This is a genomic window from Actinomycetospora sp. CA-084318 (assembly GCF_050955885.1).
GTDB lineage: Bacteria > Actinomycetota > Actinomycetes > Mycobacteriales > Pseudonocardiaceae > Actinomycetospora.
In genome coordinates this window covers 119,187-136,864 of record NZ_CP192098.1, presented here as the reverse complement: position 1 = coordinate 136,864, position 17,678 = coordinate 119,187, and the positions used below count along the sequence as shown (strand labels likewise).

Below are 17,678 nucleotides of genomic sequence, written 5' to 3'. Positions count from 1 at the left end.
GTGAGCACCCGGTGGGGCATCCCCCACCGGGTGCACCCCTCAGTGCGAGACCGCGGTGTTCGACGAGCCCGCGCCGGTCATGGAGCGGACCTCCATCTCGGCGGCCTTGCGCTCGTGCTCCTCCTGCTCGGCCGCGGTGCCCTTGTTCGCCCCGACGTAGGTACCGACGACGCCCAGCAGGAACGAGAGCGGGATCGACACGATGCCCGGGTTGGACAGCGGGAACAGCGCGAAGTCCGTCCCCTCCCCGAAGATCGACGTCGACGAGCCGGACACCACCGGCGAGAAGACGATCAGCACGACACAGGACACGAGCCCGCCGTAGATCGAGAACAGCGCGCCGGTGGTGTTGAACTTCTTCCAGAACAGCGAGTAGAGCAGCGTCGGCAGGTTCGCCGAGGCGGCCACCGCGAACGCGAGCGCCACCAGGAACGCGACGTTCTGGCCGTTGGCCAGGATGCCGCCGATCACCGCCACGAACCCGACGACGAGCGCGGTCCGACGGGCGACCCGGACCTCGGAGCCCGGCTCGGGCTTCCCCTCCTTGAGCACCGACGCGTACACGTCGTGGGCGAAGGAGGCCGCCGAGGTGATCGTCAGGCCGGCGACCACCGCGAGGATCGTCGCGAACGCGATCGCCGAGACGACGCCGAGCAGGACCGTGCCGCCGAGCTCGAAGGCGAGCAGCGGGGCCGCGTCGTTGACGTTCTTCGACGACAGCAGGTTGGCCGGCACGATCGCCGCCGCGCCGTACCCGATCACCAGGGTGAACAGGTAGAAGATGCCGATGATCCAGATGGCCCAGTTCACCGAGCGGCGGGCCTCCTTGGCCGTGGGCACGGTGTAGAAGCGCATCAGGACGTGCGGCAGACCCGCGGTGCCGAGGACGAGCGCCACGGCCAGCGACAGGAAGTCGATCCGGCTGGTGATCGTCTTGCCGTACTGGTTGCCGGCGTTGAGCAGGTTGGTCGGGGACCCGTCGTTCGCGGCGCCGAGCAGCGCGGAGAGGTTGAACCCGTACAGGCCCAGCACCCACACCGTCATCACCGCGGCGCCGATGACCAGCAGCGTCGCCTTGATGATCTGCACCCAGGTGGTGCCGCGCATGCCGCCGTAGAGGACGTAGACGATCATGACGAGGCCGACGAGCGCGATGACGATCGACTGGCCGTCGAAGATCGTGCCCGGCGTGTTGGGGATGCCGAGCAGCAGCGAGATCAGGCCGCCGGCGCCCGCCATCTGCGCGAGCAGGTAGAAGAACGAGACCACCAGGGTCGACACGGCGGCCGCGGCCCGCACCGGGCGCTGCTTCATCCGGAAGGCGAGGACGTCGCCGAGGGTGAAGCGGCCGACGTTGCGCAGCAGCTCGGCGACCAGCAGGAGCGCGGTGAGCCACGCGACCAGGAAGCCGATCGAGTACAGGAAGCCGTCGTAGCCGTTGACGGCGATCGCGCCGGCGATGCCGAGGAACGAGGCCGCGGAGAGGTAGTCCCCGGAGATGGCGACGCCGTTCTGCGGGCCGGTGAACGAGCTCCCGGCCGCGTAGTAGTCCGACGCGGTCGTCGCCGACCGGCTCACCCGGTAGACGATGAAGAGGGTGACGACGACGAACGCCAGGAAGATCCCGATGTTCAGGTACGGGTTGCCGAGCTGGGAGGCCCCGCCCTGGGCGAGCAGTCCGGTCGTCACAGCTTCCCCTCCACCGTCTCGCGCAGCGCCTCGGCCTGCGGGTCGATGTTCTTCTCGGCGAACTTGGCGTACAGCACGGCGATCACGAAGGTGGACACGAACTGCAGGAGGCCGAGCAGGAGGCCGACCGTGAAGTTCGTGCCGCCCAGGCGGGTGTTCACGACCCCGGGCGCGAAGTCGGCCAGGAGCACGTACACCAGGAACCAGGCGAGGAACAGGCCGCTCATCAGGAAGATGTAGCGACGCCAGCGGTTGCGGAGCGCCTTGAACTCCGGGTTCCGCTGCATCTCTTCGTAGGGGGTGGGAGCTCCGAGCGGGTCGGAACCCCTCGAGCTCTCCTCGGTCGCGCTCATGCGTCTCACCCTTCGGGGCCGTCGGTCCGCCGCGTGCCGGAGTTCCAACGGACGAACCCTAGTGGGCGTCACTCCGGCGCAGATGGTCCTTTCGTGTGGCGAAAGGCGTTACGTACTGTATGCCCTGTGTGAAGCGAGTGGGTGATCTCAGCGACCCACACGCATCTCGCCGAGCCCGAGACGCTCGGGAGCGTGCAGCCGCAACAGGGTCCGGCCCACCTGGGCCGGGATCCGCGAGGCCGTCGCGCGGCTGACGACCACCATCGTGATCACCGCGGCGGGCACCGACACGGCGGCCGGCTGGCCGAGCAGGATGCCCACGACGCCGTCGAGCCGGACCCCGGCCAGGGTGGTGACGGCCGCCGCGAGCGAGAGCGTCCCGCCCACCGCGATCCCGCTGATCGCCCCCCGGTCGGTCAGTCCCCGCCACCAGATGCCGAGCAGCAGCAGCGGGGCGAACGTCGAGGCGGCCACGGCCAGCGCCAGCGTCACCGCGTGCGCGAACTCCAGCCGGGCGAAGACCAGCGCCCCGACGATCGGCACCACCCCCGCCACGTGCGCGGCGATCCGGAAGTCGCCGAGGCGCCCGGGCAGGACGTCGCTGGAGAGCACGCCGGCCACCGAGAGCAGCAGCCCCGCCGACACCGACAGCAGGGTCGCCGCGATCCCGGCCGCGACGAGCCCGCCCATCGCGGCGCCGATCCAGCCGCCGATGGTGAGCGAGGGCAGCAGCAGGACCACGGCGTCACCCTCGCCCGCGGTGAGCAGTTGGGGGGCGACGGAGCGGGAGAGCGCCCCCAGCACGATCGGCACGATGCTGAAGAAGCCGAGCAGCGCGATGACCAGCACCGTCGTGCGGCGGGCCGCCCGCCCGTCGGGGTTGGTGTAGTAGCGGACCAGCACGTGCGGCAGCCCCGCCGTCCCGAGGCAGGTCGCGAGCAGCAGCGAGTACACCCACAGCGGGTCGCGCTGCCCGTCGCCGAACGGCGTGTCCCAGGCCCGGTTGTCGGTGACCGCCTCGCCCACCACCGGCATCCGGGCGCCGGCCGGGAACACCAGCGTCGTGTCGCGCGGGATGTCCTGCGTCCCGGGGCCCCAGGTGACGGTGGACGGGTCCCCGCCGTCCGGCCGCACCTCGACGGTGACCGGGTCGACCACGGTGAGCTGGACCGGGTCGTGGATCTCGACGGTGGTCGGGCGGTCGAAGGCGACCACCCCGCCCCGGTCCGGGGCCGCGGTGAGCCCCGTCCCGAGGAACCAGGCGACGAGCACGACGGCCGGCAGCACGAGCGCGACGCCCTTGAGCCAGAAGCCGAACGCCTGGACGAGCGTCATCGAGCGCATGCCGCCGAAGGTGACCGCCGCCGTCACCACGAGACCGACCGCGAGCACCCCGACCCAGCCCGGGGCACCGGTGACGACCATCAGCACCAGCCCGGCGGCCTGCAGCTGCGGCACCAGGTAGAGCCAGCCGATCACCACGACGACGAGCGTGGTGAGGCCGCGCAGCGTCGTGGAGTCGAGCCGCGTCTCGGCGAAGTCGGGCACCGTGTACGCCCCGGACCGGCGCAGCGGGGCGGCGACGAAGAGCAGGAGCACCCCGAACCCGGCAACGAACCCGACGGGGTACCAGAGCCCGTCGACCCCGTGCGAGAGCACGATGCCGGCGATCCCGAGGAACGACGCGACCGACAGCGACTGCCCGGCGATCGCGGCGGCGTTCGCGCGGCTGCGCACCGTGCGCGACGCGGCCAGGAAGTCGTCGGTGGAGCGGGTGACACGCACCCCGAGCGAGCCGATCGCGATGACCGCGACGGCCGCGAGCCCGAAGAGGACGACGGCGACGACGGAGTCCGACCCGGACATGGCGGCTCAGTCCTCGACGTCGTCGGCGAAGTCGAGCTCGTTGCGCTCGGCCGTCCGGGTGTAGAGCCATCCCAGCAGGAGCAGGAAGGGGAACGCGAGCACGCCCAGCAGGACCCACGGCAGCGAGACGCCGAACACGACGGTCCCGGCGACCGAGGGCATCGTCAGGAAGACGACCGGGAGCACGCCCAGGACGATGACCGCGACGACCGCGAGCCGGACGGCGAGCATGAGCTGCGAGCGCATGAGGTTGGACAGGAGCAGTTCACCGGTCGCGGTCTGCTGCTCGATCTCGGCGACGGTGCCGACCGCGCGGGTGGGCGAGCGACGCTCGGCCAGCACGATCCGCTGCCGCTCCGGCGGCGTCGCGTGCGGGATCTCGGGTCCCGTCCCGGGTCCGTAGAGCGGCTTCTTGTCGTCGAACCGCACCTCCTCGGAGGCGGTGACGCCGGAGGCCGGGAAGGTGGAGGCGAGCGGCAGCCCGCGCACGGGCGTCGGGTCGATCTCGACGTCGGGTGGCGCGGCCGGTGTGGGCGGACCCGCGGGCGGGCGCTCCGCGTACATCGGCACGACCTCGGCCGGGCCCGCGTCCTCGCTCGGTGCGGCGTGCCGGGGGCGGTAGCCCGGCGGCGGGGTGTGCCCGGTGTGCTCGGACTCGGGTCGGGCGTGCCGACCCACCCGGCGGGCGACCCCGGGCGGCACCGGGCCGGGCGTCGGCCGCGGCGGTGACGTCGCCGCCCGGGCGCGCACGCGCGCGATGGCGGGGACCTCCTGCGGCCCCGATCCCTCGGCCGGGCGGGCGTCCGGCGGGCCGACCGGGTCGGGGTCCTCGCCCCCGGCCCGGGTCCGCCCGTCGGTGGCGGTCACCGCCGGCCCCACGCCTGTTTCGTCGAGCGGACGAGGCGGTCCTTGAGCTCACGGGTGTGGCGGCGGCTCACCGGGAGCTCGGCCACCTCGCCCGGCTGGTTGCCGTTGCCGAGCCGCACCACGTACCCCGAGCCCGCCAGCCGCAGCTCGGTGATCAGCGGCAGCGCGACGAGGTACGAGCGGTGGATGCGCACGAACCCGGCGTCGGACCAGCGCTCCTCGAGCACCGACAGCGGGATGCGGACCAGGTGGCTGCCCTCGGTGGTGTGCAGGCGGGCGTAGTCGCCCTGCGCCTCCACCCAGCGCACGGTGGAGCGCTGCACCAGCTTGGTGGTGCCGGCGAGCTCGACCGGGATCACCTCGTCGTCGCCCTCCTCCTCGACGGCGGGCTCGACGGGGACCGTCGTGCCGCGCGAGGCGAGGATGCGGGTGAGCGAGGCGTAGAGCCGCTCCGGGCGCAAGGGCTTGAGCAGGTAGTCCACGGCGCCGACGTCGAAGGCCTCGACCGCGCGGTCGTCGTGGGCGGTCACGAAGACGACCGACGGCGGGATGACGTAGCGCGAGAGGACCTGCGCGAGCTCCAGGCCGTCGAGCCCCGGCATCCGGATGTCGAGGAAGAGCACGTCGACGTCGGACTGCTTCGCGGGCGAGGCCATGCCCTGCGGCGGCGTGCCGAACCCGCCCAGGTTGACCTGGTCGCCGCCGGTCAGGATGCGCAGCGCCGAGATGGAGTCGTTCGCCTTCAGCACGGTCGAGACGCGTTGATCCTGCTCGAGCAGGTAGGCGAGCTCCATGAGAGCGGGTTCCTCGTCGTCGACCGCGAGGACGACGAGGCCGTCGTTGTCGTTGGTAGTCACTGTCGCGCCATCCTGCCCAAGGGTCGGTCCCACGTCCACGATAGGGACCCTGCCCGTGTCACCGTGCCCGGGTCGGCCCTCCGACGCGCGGCGCTACCGGACCTGACGTACTCCGTCACCCGATCGGATCACCCCTGACCCGGATCGGGATCGGGGTCGAGCGAGTCCCGGATCGAGCCCTCGGACTCCCGCCACGCCGCGGTGCCCTCGACGACCGCCCGGCGGACGGCCTCGAGCTGGCGGGCCAGGTCGTCCGCCGCGGGCACCGTGTCGGTGACGAGCAGCTCGCGGTACCAGGCGGCCATCTCGGCGTTCTCCTGGCCGGTCCCGGTGGCCAGCGGGTCCTCCGCGAGCCGGCGGAGGGCCTCCCGGGCCTCGGCGACCGTGCGCTCCAGGTCGTCCACCTTGCCGGCGAAGCGTTCGGCGTCGGCCGGGTCGAGCGCCGCGAACCCGCGTTCGGACGCGGGGCCCGGTCCGCTCATGTCGTGCTCCTCCCCGGCTCGGGCAGCAGCGCCTCGACCTCGGCCCGCGTGCCGGGCGACGCCGCGTCGTCCGGCACGAGCCGTGCCGTTCCCGGCGACCCTGCCCCGGGCCGATCGTGCCGCAGTCGGTAGCGACCGCGGGGCGAGTCGAGCCATTTGATCCGTGCATCTGCACGGTCGTCCGCCCAACTTACCCCGTTCGGAGTAACAGCGGTGCCGAGTTGTGTCCAGGCGGTGGCGCTCTCGAGGACCGCGTCGACGGCCAGCCGCTGCCGTTCCCGACGACGGGTCTCCAGGACCGCCGCGGGCGGCGGCACCTCCAGCGGTCCGCCGGGCGCGGGCGGCAGGCGCGGCACGAGCCCCAGCACCGCGGCCGCGAGCTCGTCCGGCGCCACCGCCCGGACCTGCACGTCGGCGCCCGCGTGGTCGGCGGAGGTGAGCAGGGCGGCCCCGCCGCGGCCGCCGAGGGCGACGGCCGCCACCGGCCCGGCCCCGCGGCGCACCAGGTCGACCTGGCGGTCGGCGTCCCGCACGGCCGTGCCGACGGCGAGCAGCGTCGCGGCCGGCCCGGGCGCGAGCAGGCCACGACCCGCCAGCGCGTCCTCGGTCCGGGCACGGGCGAGCACCGTCTCGTCCTCGGTGTCCGCGGGCCAGGCGACGGGCGTCAGCGGGTAGGGCCAGTCGCCGACGCCGCACTGCTCGAGCACCCAGAGCAGTTCGTGGCGGCGCACCGTGATCACGGGCCCTCCCCCAGCACCGGCGGGGCGACCCGGCGCCCGCCCGCGCCCCACCCCGCGGGGTCGGGGTCGACGAGCCAGCTCTCGTGCCGCACCGGGACGGCCTCCCGGCCCTCCTCCGTCGGCTCCTCCCCGTCCTCCGGCCGTGCCTGCGGGATCGGCCCGTCGGGCCCGAAGTCGTCCGGTCGGGCAGCGGGTCGGTGATCAGCGAGCACCTGCGGTGGCCGCGGGGGGCGGCCGACCGCCGAGGGTGCTCGCTCGTCCGGGGGACGGGTCGGGGCCACCGGGCGCGGCGCACCGGGACCGGGTCCGGGCGGTCGGGCGGTGGCGGCCCCCGGTCCGCGGCGACCGGGCGCCGCGGCGCCGGGCACCGGCGCAACACCGCCCGCACCACGACCCGCACCACCACCCGCCACCCCTCTCGCCGCACCGCCTGCCACACCTCCCGGCACGCCTCCCGCCGTCGTCCCGCCGGAGGGTCTCGGCCCGCCACCGAGGCCGGTCGAGCCCGGGGCGGCAGCGGTCGCCGAGGGCCCGGCGACCGGTGTCACCGGCGACGCGGCCGCCCCGGCACCGGCTGCGGCCGGCGGTCGGACGCCCGCACCCGTCGTCGGGACCGCCCCGGAGCCCGTCGTCGGGCCGGCCGGGGCCGCCGCGCGCTGCAGCACCCCGCTCGCGGCCCCGCGGGCGCCGACCGGGAGCGGCGCGCGCCCGGAGGCGGTCGGCACGGGCGCGGTGCCCGGCGCCGGCGCGGGTCCGGCGCCCGCCGGACCGACCCCGCGCGCGGCCGCGGCCGTCTCGGACAGGTAGGTCCGGTACGCCTCGCGGGCCGCGGCCTGGTCGGCCGCCGCCGCCCGGAACCCGCCGTAGCCGTCGGCGGGGCGGCCGGTGACCAGCGACCGCAGTTCGTCGAGCACCGGCGTCACGCCGAGGCTCGGCAGCGCGGGCGGCCGGGGCGGGCCGACGGCCGCGCGGACCCGCACGAGCGCGGCGCGCAGGCCGTCGACGCCGCGGGCCTGGCCCCCGACGGTCTCCGCGAGCTGCTCCATGCGCTGCGCGAGCACACGGGAGCGGGCGCCCGCCGCGTCGGCGTCGCGGCCGACCCAGGTCTCGCCGACACCGCGCTGCGCGGCCTGCAGCCGCTCCGCGGCGCCGCGCAGCTCGTCGGCGCGGGCCAGGTGGCGGTCCCGGGCCGCGGCCAGGGCCTCCGGGCTCGCCCCGTCGCGGGTCCAGCGGTGAATCTGCTCATGGCTGAGCCCGGACACGTCGCGTCCGTCCCAGCCGACCGCCGGCATGTGACTCCGTCCTGTGAGTAGTAATCCGTCCTCCAGCACGGATTACTACTCACTCGGCGCAGCCCCCTACAACCCGAAGCGGCTCCACACGGCCCGGTCCTCGAGGTACTCCAGCGCCCCGACGACCGCGGCCGCGGGGTCGAGGGCGCCGAGACCGGGCACGCCCGCGAGCACGCCCACGCCGAGCCGCGCGAGCAGCGGCTTGCGGGGCTCCACCGCCACCGCCTCGGCGTCGGGGTAGCGCTCCTTCAGCACCTCGCGCGGCGTCCCGATCCCGTCGATCAGGCCCAGCTCCAGCGCTCGTCGGCCGGTCCACACCTCACCGGTGAACAGGTCCGCGGACTCGTCGAGCGCGTCCCCGCGCCGGCTGCGGACCCACTCGATGAACAGCTGGTGCAGCTCGGCCTGCATGCCGAGCAGCCACTCGACGTCCTCGGGCTTCTCCGGCTGGAACGGGTCGAGCCGGGCCTTGTTCGCGCCCGCGGTGTGCAGCCGGCGCTCGATGCCGAAGCGCTCGATCAGCCCGGTCAGGCCGAAGCCGCCGCTGACCACGCCGATGGAGCCCACCAGCGAGGTGGGGCACGCGTAGATCTCGTCGGCGGCGCAGGCGAGCCAGTAGCCGCCGGAGGCTGCGACGTCCTCACAGAAGGCGAGGACCGGCAGCTCGTGCTCGGCGGCGAGGCCGCGGATGCGGTCGGCGACGAGCTGGGACTGGGTGGGCGATCCGCCGGGCGAGTTGACGACGAGGGCGACCGCGACGGCGTTCTCCGCCTCGAACGCCCGCGTGAGCGCGGACTCGACGGACTGCAGGTTGATGACGGCGCGGGGCACGGGGCCGGACGCGGAGGCGATGACGCCGTTCAGGCGCACCACCGACACGGTGCCGCCGGAGACCCGCGAGGCGAGCGCACCGGGCAGGACCGACGACACGGCCGGCGGGAGCTTGAGGGCCGAGGGCAGGCGGAGGTCCATACCAGCCAGTCTGCCGCATCCGATCAGACCCGGACGCCCGCCCGGAACTTCGGCACCCGCAGGCTGATCTTGGTCCCGGCGCCGCGCTCGGTCTCCACGACGAGGCCGTAGTCCGGCCCGAACGCCGAGCGCATGCGGTCGTCGACGTTGCCGAGCCCCACGTGCGCGCCCGAGAGGTGGGCGTCGCGGTTGTCCTCGCGCAGCGCCTGCGGGTCCATGCCGACCCCGTTGTCCTCGACGGTGATGAGGCACTCGCTCGCCGAGTCCTCCGCGGTGAGCGTCACCGTGCCACCCTCGACCTTGCCCGCCAGACCGTGCCGCACGGCGTTCTCCACGAGCGGCTGCAGCGCGAGGAACGGCAGCACCACCGAGAGCACCTCCGGCGCCACCTGCACCTTGACGGCGAGCCGGTTGCCGAAGCGCGCCCGCTCGAGCATGAGGTAGCGGTCGATGTTCTTGAGCTCCTCGGCGAGCGTCGTGTACTCGCCCGCCTGCCGGAACGAGTACCGGGTGAAGTCGGCGAACTCCATGAGCAGCTCGCGGGCCCGCTCGGGGTCGGTGCGGATGAACGAGGCCACGGTGTTCAGCGCGTTGTAGATGAAGTGCGGCGAGATCTGGGCGCGCAGTGCGCGGACCTCGGCCCGGTTGAGCCGGTCGCGCGAGTCGTCGAGGTCGGCCAGCTCGAGCTGGCTGGAGACGTACCGCGCGACCTCCGCGGTCGCCCGCAGCAGCACCGGCCCGGGGGTCTCCCCGCTGACCGCCGCCAGCGTCCCGACGACGTTGCCGTCGACCTCCAGCGGGACGACGACGATGCCCTTGACCGGGCAGCGGTCGTCCCCGCACTCGATGTCGCGCCGGCTGGCCATCTGCTGCCGCCCGGTCTTCATCACCTTCTCGGCGTAGAACCGCACGTCGAGGTTGTGGTGCTCCGCCTCGCCGTCCCATGCGAGCGGCACGCAGTCCGCCGCCGTCATGGAGAGCGCCTCGGTGTCGAGCAGCGTGCGCAGGTAGGGCACCGCGAACTGCGCCGAGGACTCCGAGAGGCCCTCGCGCAGCGCGGGCGCCGCGAGCGAGACGGTGTGCAGCGTGGAGAAGGTGGCCCGCTCGAGCGGGGACGCGAAGGCGTGCCGCCGCCGGAACCGCTGGTAGACCACGACCCCGACGACGACCAGCACGACCACCACGCCGAGGACGACGAGGACGGTCGGGGAGGTCAGCCAGCCGAGCACGCGGTCATCGTCTCCCCCGCCACCCCGTCAGAGCAACGAGCCACACGTTCCCGACGACGGGTGATCATCCGTTCGGCGGTATGCCTCACTTGACGAGACGGGACAGGCGGCGGTCCGCCAACGGTTTGCCGCCGGTCTGGCAGGTGGCGCAGTACTGGAAGGAACGTTCGGCGTAGGACACCTCGCGCACGGTGTCCCCGCAGACCGGACACGGCAGGCCGGTACGGGCGTGCACCCGCATCCCGGAGCGCTTCTCGCCCTTGAGCAGGGCCGCGTCCTGGCCGACGGCCCGGTCGACCGCCTCGGTGAGCACCGCGATCATCGCGGCGTGCAGCCGGTCGAGCGCCTCGGCGTCGAGCTTCCCGGCGATGGCGAACGGCGACAGCTTCGCGACGTGCAGGATCTCGTCGGAGTAGGCGTTGCCGATGCCGGCGATGGTCCGCTGGTCGGCCAGCAGCGTCTTCAGACGGGTGGACGCGCCCGCGACGATCTCGCCGAACTGCGCCCGGGAGAGGGTGAGCGCGTCCGGGCCGAGCGAGGCCACCTGGGGGATGGTCGCCGGGTCGGTCACCACGTAGGCCGCGAGTCGCTTCTGCGTGCCGGCCTCGGTGAGGTCGAAGCCCGGGCCGCCCACCGTCTCGAGGTGGACCCGCAGCTCGAGCGGGCCCTTGCCCGGTTTCGGCGGGGTGGTGGAGGCCTGCTCGTGCCAGCGCATCCACCCGGCCCGCGAGAGGTGCACGACGAGGTGCAGCCCGTCGAGGTCCACGTCGAGGAACTTCCCGATGCGCCCGGCGCCGGTGACCAGCCGCCCGGTCAGGGCGGACAGCGGCGGGTCGAAGGTCTTCAGCGCGGTCATGCTCGCGAGGTCGACCCGCGCGACGGGCCGGGCGATGGCGTGCGTGCGCAGGTGCTCGGCGAGCGCCTCCACCTCGGGGAGCTCGGGCACGGGGCCCTCCTACTGGGGTTGCAGCGGGCTGTTGGCCCGGGCGGGGGTGCCACGGTTGCGGAGGGTCCGGACGATCTGGCGGAACTCGGCCTTGGCCTCGGTGCGGCCGCGGACGAAGCCGCCCCACTCCTCACCGGAGTCGTCGTCGTCGGACTGGCGCCCGCCCTCGGCGCGGATCAGCCAGCGCCGCCGCAGGGCCCACCGGGCCGGGAAGAACGCGACGACGAGGAAGAGGAACACGCCCATCCACCACGGCACCTCGACCGCGGGGACCGTGATGGCCCAGGCGATGAGGGCGAAGATCAGGAGACCCATGATCGCGATGATGATGATCGCCGCGTTCCGGCCGCCCTCCTTCTCGTGCTCGAAGCCCTCGGACCGCTCCAACCAGATGATCTTCGACGTGACGTACCACAGCCGGCCGTTCACGTCCTCCACCATCTTCTGGGCCATACCGGCAGCCTAGTGACGATTCAGGAAGTCCTCGACCACCGGACCGAGTTCATCCGGACGCGTCAGCAGCCCCAGGTGGCCGCCGCGGTGCAGGTGCACCTCGGAGCGCGGGAGCAGCGAGCCCATCACGTGGGCGTTGACGATCGGGATGACCGGGTCCTTGCGACCGGCGAGCACGAGCGTCGGCGCCGCGATGAGGGGCAGCACCGGCAGGCTCGTCCAGGTCGTCAGGGCGAAGAGCTGGTGCAGGTAGGCACGCGCCCGCACCGGCCGGACGCGCGAGAACAGCGCGTCCACGGCGTCCGGGTCCTCGCCGACGTAGATCTCGCGGCCGGCGTCGCGCCGGTAGGAGGGGTCGTTGTAGCGGCGCGGCGTGAGCATCCGGGCGAGCACGCTGATCCGGGCGGGCACCATCATCACGCCGGTCCCGGTGGAGACCAGCGCGAGGCTCCCGGTGCGCCGGGGGTACTGCAGCGCGAACTGCTGCACGATCCCGCCGCCCCAAGACAGGCCGAGCAGGTCGACCACGCGGTGCGAGGTGCCGGTGAGCCCGTCGAGCTGGTCGAGCAGGTCCGCCAGCAGCGTGGTGAGGGCCGCCATCGGCAGCGGCACGGCCGAGAGCTGCGAGCCGCCGATGCCGGGCACGTCGAACCGGATGACCTCGCGGCCCGGGTCGAGGGCGGCCACGAGCGGGTCGAGCAGCTCGAGGCTGGCGCCGATGCCGTTGACGAGCACCAGCGGGCGCGGGGCGGTGGTGCCCGCCGGCCGGGGGACCGCGGGGCGGACCGCGACCCGCAGGCGCCGGCCCGCGACGGCGAGCGTCCGCTCGACCGGCTCGGGAGACGCGGCCTCGAGGGCGGGACGGGGCGTCGTGGCGGTCATCGGGGGACTCCCTCCGGCGTCCGGGGCGCGGCCCCGTCGGCGGTGTCGGGCGCGTGGGAGGCGCCAGCGGCGTCGTGGCGCCCGTCGGTGTAGCTGCGGTACACCGCGATCAGCGCCTCCTTCTGCGCCTGGGTGAGCCGGGGGTCGGCCCGGACCGCCCGCTCCACGGCGGGATCGGCGGTCGGGCTGGTCCCACCCGCGGACCCGGCCTGCTCGCGGACGAGTCCGGCGTGTTCGAGCAGGGTCTCCGCGGAGAGGTCGAGCGCGTCGGCGATGGCCTGCAGGACACGCACCGAGGGCACGTGGAGCCCGCGCTCGACCTGGCTCAGGTACGGGTTCGAGATGTGCGAGAGCGCCGAGAGCTGGCGCAGCGAGAGCCGGGCGAGACGCCGCTGGTCACGGATGAAGGCGCCCAGCGCGCGGCGCTGGGCGTCCCACACCGACCCGGCGGCGTCCGTGGTGGGACGTGCCCGGCCCGCGGCGCCGTTCGGCGAGGACATCGGGGGTCAGCGCGTGCGCAGCGCCGACACGGCGCCGAGCATCTGGTGCGCGGCCGAGCGCTGCATCTCGAGCACCGCGATGCCGGTGTCGTAGGCACGGTCGACGAACTCCGCGGCGGTCGAGGGGAGGCTGCCCACGACGGTCCCGCTGCCGGCGCGGCGCGTGGCGTCGTCGGCCCCGGAGAGCGCGGCGCTCCACAGCTCGGTGACCCCGGAGGCCAGCTCGGTCATCAGCTGCTGGCCGCGGGCGACGGCGTCGGCCACCTGGTCGGTGACGTTCCCGGTGGGGGCAGTGCCGTTCGAGGTCGACATCCTCGGCTCCTCTCCTGCGACGGCGCCGGTCTGCTCGACCGGCCGATCAACCGCTCAGGATACCGAGCACCCGGGGGTGTGTCAGGGGCGCGGGAGTGAGGCGAGGATCGCGCCCAGTCGGCGGTCGACCTCGAGGAGGCACTCCGGGCAGTCGCACCGGGACTCGGGGGCGGTGAGCAGGAGGTCCAGCCGCAGGAACGCCGTGTCGTAGCGCGACCCGACGGCGTCGTCGACGACCCGACGCCACGCGACGGAGGCCGACCGGACGAGGTGCTCGGAGGGGTGCTGGTCCATGGGGCAACCGTTCGACGTCGTTCGTGATCGGAGCGTCCGTTGCGATCCCCGCACCGCCGTCGCGCTCTACGCAACACGGTGCCCTCCGGCTCCACCGGCGTCAAGGCGCGTCACGGCGCGGTGACCGGACGGTCACGCCCGCGCCACCTCCGGACGCGACGGGGCGGGAGGCCGACCGCCTCCCACCCCGTCGTCGGGACGGGTCAGCCGCTGCCGAGCACGTACTGGCCGGGCGCGTCACCGAGGACCGGGTGCGCCTCGCTGCCGACCTGCGGCGGACTCTGCATGTCCCCGCCGCGCTCGTCGATCCAGCCGATCCACGTCTCCCACCAGGAGCCCTGGATCTCGGTGGAGCGCTGCCGCCACGCGTCCGGTCCGGGCGCGTCGGAGCCGGTGGCCCCGACGGTGCCGACCCAGTGCTTGGCCTTCGGGCTGGGCGGGTTCACCACGCCGGCGATGTGGCCCGCCGTCGAGAGCACGAAGGTGACGTCGCCGCCGAGCAGCTCGGTGGAGGTGAAGGAGGTCTTCCACGGGGCGATGTGGTCGTTCTCCGCCGCCACGATGAAGGTGTCCGCCTGCACCGCCTTGAGCGTCAGCGGCTCGCCGTCGATCTCGAGCTCGCCCTTCGACAGCTCGTTGTCGAGGTAGAAGTGACGCAGGTAGAACGAGTGCATCGCCGCCGGCATCCGCGTGGAGTCGGTGTTCCACGCGAGGATGTCGAAGGCGGGCGGTGCCTTGCCCTCCAGCCAGTTCGGCCCGATGTAGTTGAAGATCAGGTCGTTGGCGCGCAGCAGGTCGAAGGTCGTGGCCATCGACTCGGCCGGCAGGTAGCCGGTCTGCTCCATCGACTTCTCGAGCCGGTCGGCGATCTCCGGGCTCACGAAGGAGGAGATCGGGCCGACGCTCGAGTAGTCGAGCATGGTGTTGAGCAGCGTGAGCGAGTTGATCCGGTCGTCGCCGCGGACCGCGCACCGCGTGGTCAGCAGCGCGGCCATGAGCCCGCCCAGGCACAGGCCCATCACGTTGACCTTGTCGGCCCCGGTGATCTCCTGGACCACGTCCAGCGCGGTGGCCGGGCCGAGCTCGAGGTAGTCGGCGAACGTCGTGGTCGCCATCGAGCTGTCCGGGTTGCGGTAGCTGATCATGAACACGGTGTGGCCGTGCTGCACCGCCCACTCGACGAGGCTGCGCTCCGGCGCGAGGTCCATGACGTAGTACTTGTTGATCCACGGCGGGCTGCACAGCAGCGGGATCGCGTGGACCTCGTCGGTCTGCGCCTCGAACTGCACGAGCTCCATGAGCCGGTTGCGGTAGACGACCTTGCCCGGCGTCGCGGCCAGCTCCTTCCCGACGCGCAGGCCGCTCTTGTCGACCTGGCGCGGCTTGCCGCCGTTGGTCGCGAGGTCGTCGAGCACGTTGCGCAGACCGGCGACGACGCTCGACCCGCCCGTCTCGAACGCGCGCTTGAGCGCGGAGGGGTTGCCGGGGAGCACGTTGGTCGGCGAGACGACGCTGCCGATGAGGCCCATGAGCATCCGGGCGCGGTCGTCGGAGTCCTCGTCGAGCGAGGCGGCGCCGACCAGGTCCTCGAGCAGCGCGACCAGGGCGAGGTACTCCTGGCGCAGCGCCCAGTAGGCCGGGTTCTCCACCCAGGTCGTGTCCTTGAACCGGCCGTCCTTGCTCGTCGGCACCGGCTCGGTCGTCGGGTCGTTCTCGACGGTGCCGCCGGCGAGTCCGCGCAACGCGCGGCCGGTCGCGGCCGCGCCGATGCGGGCCGACAGCGCGGCGAACGACGACGCCGCGCGGCCCACCTCCCCGGGGTGGGTCACCCACCCCTGGGCGAGTTGGAGGACCGTGCGGCCGAACAGGGCCGGGTCGGTCCGGGCGAGGACTGCATCGGGGACCACCCGTTCCATCGCGGTGGCGATGTCGGGGGCTCGCAGCGCCGGGGGTCCGCTGCGTCCGGGGTCGCTGGTGGCGGCCATGCCTTCTCTCCTTGCCGGGCGGCCCCGCACCCCTCGCGCCGAGGTGCCCTCGGGACCACCGTCCGCATGAATGTGTGCCCCTTCACACTGCCAGGAAAACAGCACGGCCGGCCGGGCCAGGAGGCCCGACCGGCCGGTAAGAGATGCACGTCCCACCCGCCTCCCGCGGGCCGGGGTCAGCCCAGCGGGCCGCGCTTGCGCGCGACGATCCCCTCGTAGACGAGCGGGCTCGCGTCGGTCGCGAGGCGGTGCCGGAAGCGCTCGCGGCGGACGACCTCGAGGGCGCCCGAGGCGAGGCCGTCGGAGATCATCGTCGCGAAGCCGGAGGTGTCGTCCTCGGCGAGGAAGGCGTCCTTGATCGTCAGCACCACCCAGCCGCCGTCGGCGATCTGGTCGTAGGCGGTGCGGAACGCGGCCGGCGGGATGTCGCCGAAGCCGAGCGCCGCCACGACCGTGAGTGCGGTGAGCCGGTGGTCGGCGAGGGTCCGCGCCGCGTCCGCCGGCAGGTCGGTGAGGTCGGCGACGAGGTAGTCGGCGTAGAGCCCGGGCCGGTCCCGTTCGGCCGCCGCGCGCGCCTCGGTGAGGATGTCGACGCCCACCGCGTGCGCGACGCCGATCGTGGACAGCTCCTCGGCCATGATCCCGTTGCCGGCGCCGAGGTCGAGGACCCGGACGTCGGCGGCGGACTCCCGGCTGCCCGCCAGGGCGTCCGCGAACAGGTCGGCCATGAAGCGGGGCGTGTCGCAGCCGAGGACGTCGTAGAAGATCTTCTCGTACAGCCCCGGGACGTCGAAGATCCGGTGGTAGTCGTGGAAGCGGAACTCCGACCAGGACCCGTCGGGCTGCTGGACGACGCACCACTCGTCGTTCTGGTCGAAGCGGCTGCTCGGCTCGGGCAGCGCGACGCGCAGGCCCTGGCGCGCTGCGGCGAGCGCGCCGGGGCCGCGGTAGGTGCCCACGCCGAGCCGGCCGTGCTCGCGGCGGGCGGCCTCGCTGCCGAGGTGTCCCGCGTGTCCTGCTCCGACGACTGCGGAATCGAACCCGTTCACCGTCGACGTCATGGCGACCACCCTTCGGTCACGCCGGAGCGCGACCAGCACGCGGACGAGCGAGGACGCCCGTCCGCAGGATCAGGACGATCGATCGTCGTCAGGCCCGTCCGGACCGGTCAAGCGGAGCGGTCGTGGGAGCGATGAGCCTCACGATCGCTTGATATGACGCCGCTGCGTCCGGACGCGATCACTGCTCGTGATCACGACAGGGATTCGGTCAGCGCCACTGCCCACGCTGGTCGCGCGGGTCGTAACGCTGCGTACGGTCCTGCGGGCCGCCGTAGCCACCCTGCGGCGGGTAGGGCGGCTGCGGGTCGTAGGAGCCGTAGTTCGCGTCGTAGCGCCCGTCGTAGGCCTGCGGCTGCGGCGGCTCGTAGGTCCGTCCGCCCCAACCACCGCGCTGCGCGGGCCGCACCGAGGTCGCCGAGACCCCGGAGAGCATCGAGACGATGCCGATGCCGATCGCCGCGTACAGGATGCCGGTGGCGATGTGCGCCGAGATCGACCCCTCGGCGAGGAACACCTGCAGGATCAGCACCACGATCACCAGCACCGCGATGGCCGAGAAGAACGACGCCGGCCGCGGCGTCGTCATGAGGAGCAGGTGCAGCAGCGCCGTGCTGGCGAGGGCGGCGATCGCGGCCGCGACGGGGATGACGGTGGAGGCGTTGTCGACCAACGCCCCCGACCGCCCGGCCGTCTGGATCCCGACCTCGAAGATGCTGTTGATGATCAGCACGCCGACGAACGCGATGCCGGCGGCGACGAGAGCCGTGGCCACCCCGCCCGCCCAGAGGCGTCCGGGGACGACCTCGACGTCGCCGTCGTTCCAGGAACGCTGCGGGTAGCTCACGGTCCGATCCTCCCCTGGCGGATACCGGAATGGTTGTACCGCACCGCCGGACGT

19 protein-coding genes are annotated in these 17,678 nt (G+C 73.6%); all 19 read right to left on the bottom strand.

Going from position 1 to position 17,678, the window contains the following annotated elements:
- Positions 1-39: 39 nt before the first annotated feature.
- Positions 40-1,689, bottom strand: a complete 1,650-nt coding sequence (locus tag ACQPYX_RS00665; protein ID WP_433800991.1) for a solute symporter family protein — start codon at positions 1,687-1,689, stop codon at positions 40-42.
- Positions 1,686-2,042 carry a DUF485 domain-containing protein gene (locus ACQPYX_RS00660; protein WP_433800990.1) on the bottom strand — a complete coding sequence of 119 codons (357 nt, stop codon included), beginning with the start codon at positions 2,040-2,042 and terminating at the stop codon, positions 1,686-1,688. The genes ACQPYX_RS00665 and ACQPYX_RS00660 overlap by 4 nt, the downstream gene beginning before the upstream one ends.
- 147 nt (positions 2,043-2,189) lie before the next feature.
- Complete coding sequence (locus ACQPYX_RS00655; protein ID WP_433800989.1) at positions 2,190-3,908, bottom strand: cation acetate symporter; 1,719 nt, start codon at positions 3,906-3,908, stop codon at positions 2,190-2,192.
- A 6-nt stretch (positions 3,909-3,914) separates the two neighbouring features.
- A complete protein-coding gene (locus tag ACQPYX_RS00650; RefSeq protein ID WP_433800988.1) occupies positions 3,915-4,775 on the bottom strand; it encodes a hypothetical protein in 861 nt (286 codons plus the stop codon).
- A complete protein-coding gene (locus ACQPYX_RS00645) occupies positions 4,772-5,632 on the bottom strand; it encodes a LytR/AlgR family response regulator transcription factor (RefSeq protein ID WP_018331683.1) in 861 nt (286 codons plus the stop codon). The genes ACQPYX_RS00650 and ACQPYX_RS00645 overlap by 4 nt, the downstream gene beginning before the upstream one ends.
- A 128-nt stretch (positions 5,633-5,760) precedes the next feature.
- A complete protein-coding gene (locus ACQPYX_RS00640) occupies positions 5,761-6,114 on the bottom strand; it encodes a hypothetical protein (protein WP_433800987.1) in 354 nt (117 codons plus the stop codon).
- Positions 6,111-6,854, bottom strand: coding sequence for an ESX secretion-associated protein EspG (locus ACQPYX_RS00635; protein WP_433800986.1), 744 nt, complete (start codon positions 6,852-6,854; stop codon positions 6,111-6,113). The genes ACQPYX_RS00640 and ACQPYX_RS00635 overlap by 4 nt, the downstream gene beginning before the upstream one ends.
- Entirely contained in the window at positions 6,851-8,146 is a 1,296-nt protein-coding gene (locus ACQPYX_RS00630; RefSeq protein WP_433800985.1) for a hypothetical protein, read from the bottom strand. The genes ACQPYX_RS00635 and ACQPYX_RS00630 overlap by 4 nt, the downstream gene beginning before the upstream one ends.
- 66 nt (positions 8,147-8,212) lie before the next feature.
- Positions 8,213-9,118, bottom strand: coding sequence for a S49 family peptidase (locus tag ACQPYX_RS00625; RefSeq protein ID WP_433800984.1), 906 nt, complete (start codon positions 9,116-9,118; stop codon positions 8,213-8,215).
- A gap of 23 nt (positions 9,119-9,141) precedes the next feature.
- Positions 9,142-10,347, bottom strand: a complete 1,206-nt coding sequence (locus ACQPYX_RS00620; protein ID WP_433800983.1) for a histidine kinase — start codon at positions 10,345-10,347, stop codon at positions 9,142-9,144.
- A gap of 85 nt (positions 10,348-10,432) precedes the next feature.
- Positions 10,433-11,293, bottom strand: coding sequence for an Fpg/Nei family DNA glycosylase (locus tag ACQPYX_RS00615; RefSeq protein ID WP_433800982.1), 861 nt, complete (start codon positions 11,291-11,293; stop codon positions 10,433-10,435).
- Positions 11,294-11,302: 9 nt separating this feature from the next.
- A complete protein-coding gene (locus tag ACQPYX_RS00610) occupies positions 11,303-11,746 on the bottom strand; it encodes a hypothetical protein (protein WP_433800981.1) in 444 nt (147 codons plus the stop codon).
- Positions 11,747-11,755: 9 nt separating this feature from the next.
- Entirely contained in the window at positions 11,756-12,628 is an 873-nt protein-coding gene (locus ACQPYX_RS00605) for an alpha/beta fold hydrolase (RefSeq protein ID WP_433800980.1), read from the bottom strand.
- Positions 12,625-13,128 carry a helix-turn-helix domain-containing protein gene (locus ACQPYX_RS00600; RefSeq protein ID WP_433800979.1) on the bottom strand — a complete coding sequence of 168 codons (504 nt, stop codon included), beginning with the start codon at positions 13,126-13,128 and terminating at the stop codon, positions 12,625-12,627. Before ACQPYX_RS00600 ends, ACQPYX_RS00605 begins: the two co-directional genes overlap by 4 nt.
- 6 nt (positions 13,129-13,134) lie before the next feature.
- The gene (locus tag ACQPYX_RS00595; RefSeq protein WP_433800978.1) at positions 13,135-13,440 is read right to left on the bottom strand and encodes a hypothetical protein; all 306 of its coding nucleotides are present in this window, start codon (positions 13,438-13,440) and stop codon (positions 13,135-13,137) included.
- A gap of 81 nt (positions 13,441-13,521) precedes the next feature.
- On the bottom strand, positions 13,522-13,734 hold the full coding sequence (locus ACQPYX_RS00590) for a hypothetical protein (RefSeq protein ID WP_433800977.1): 213 nt from the start codon (positions 13,732-13,734) through the stop codon (positions 13,522-13,524).
- A gap of 203 nt (positions 13,735-13,937) precedes the next feature.
- On the bottom strand, positions 13,938-15,719 hold the full coding sequence (locus ACQPYX_RS00585; protein ID WP_433800976.1) for a PHA/PHB synthase family protein: 1,782 nt from the start codon (positions 15,717-15,719) through the stop codon (positions 13,938-13,940).
- 176 nt (positions 15,720-15,895) lie between these two features.
- Complete coding sequence (locus tag ACQPYX_RS00580; RefSeq protein WP_433800975.1) at positions 15,896-16,780, bottom strand: methyltransferase domain-containing protein; 885 nt, start codon at positions 16,778-16,780, stop codon at positions 15,896-15,898.
- A 208-nt stretch (positions 16,781-16,988) separates the two neighbouring features.
- Positions 16,989-17,624, bottom strand: a complete 636-nt coding sequence (locus ACQPYX_RS00575) for a hypothetical protein (RefSeq protein WP_433800974.1) — start codon at positions 17,622-17,624, stop codon at positions 16,989-16,991.
- Positions 17,625-17,678: the final 54 nt, after the last annotated feature.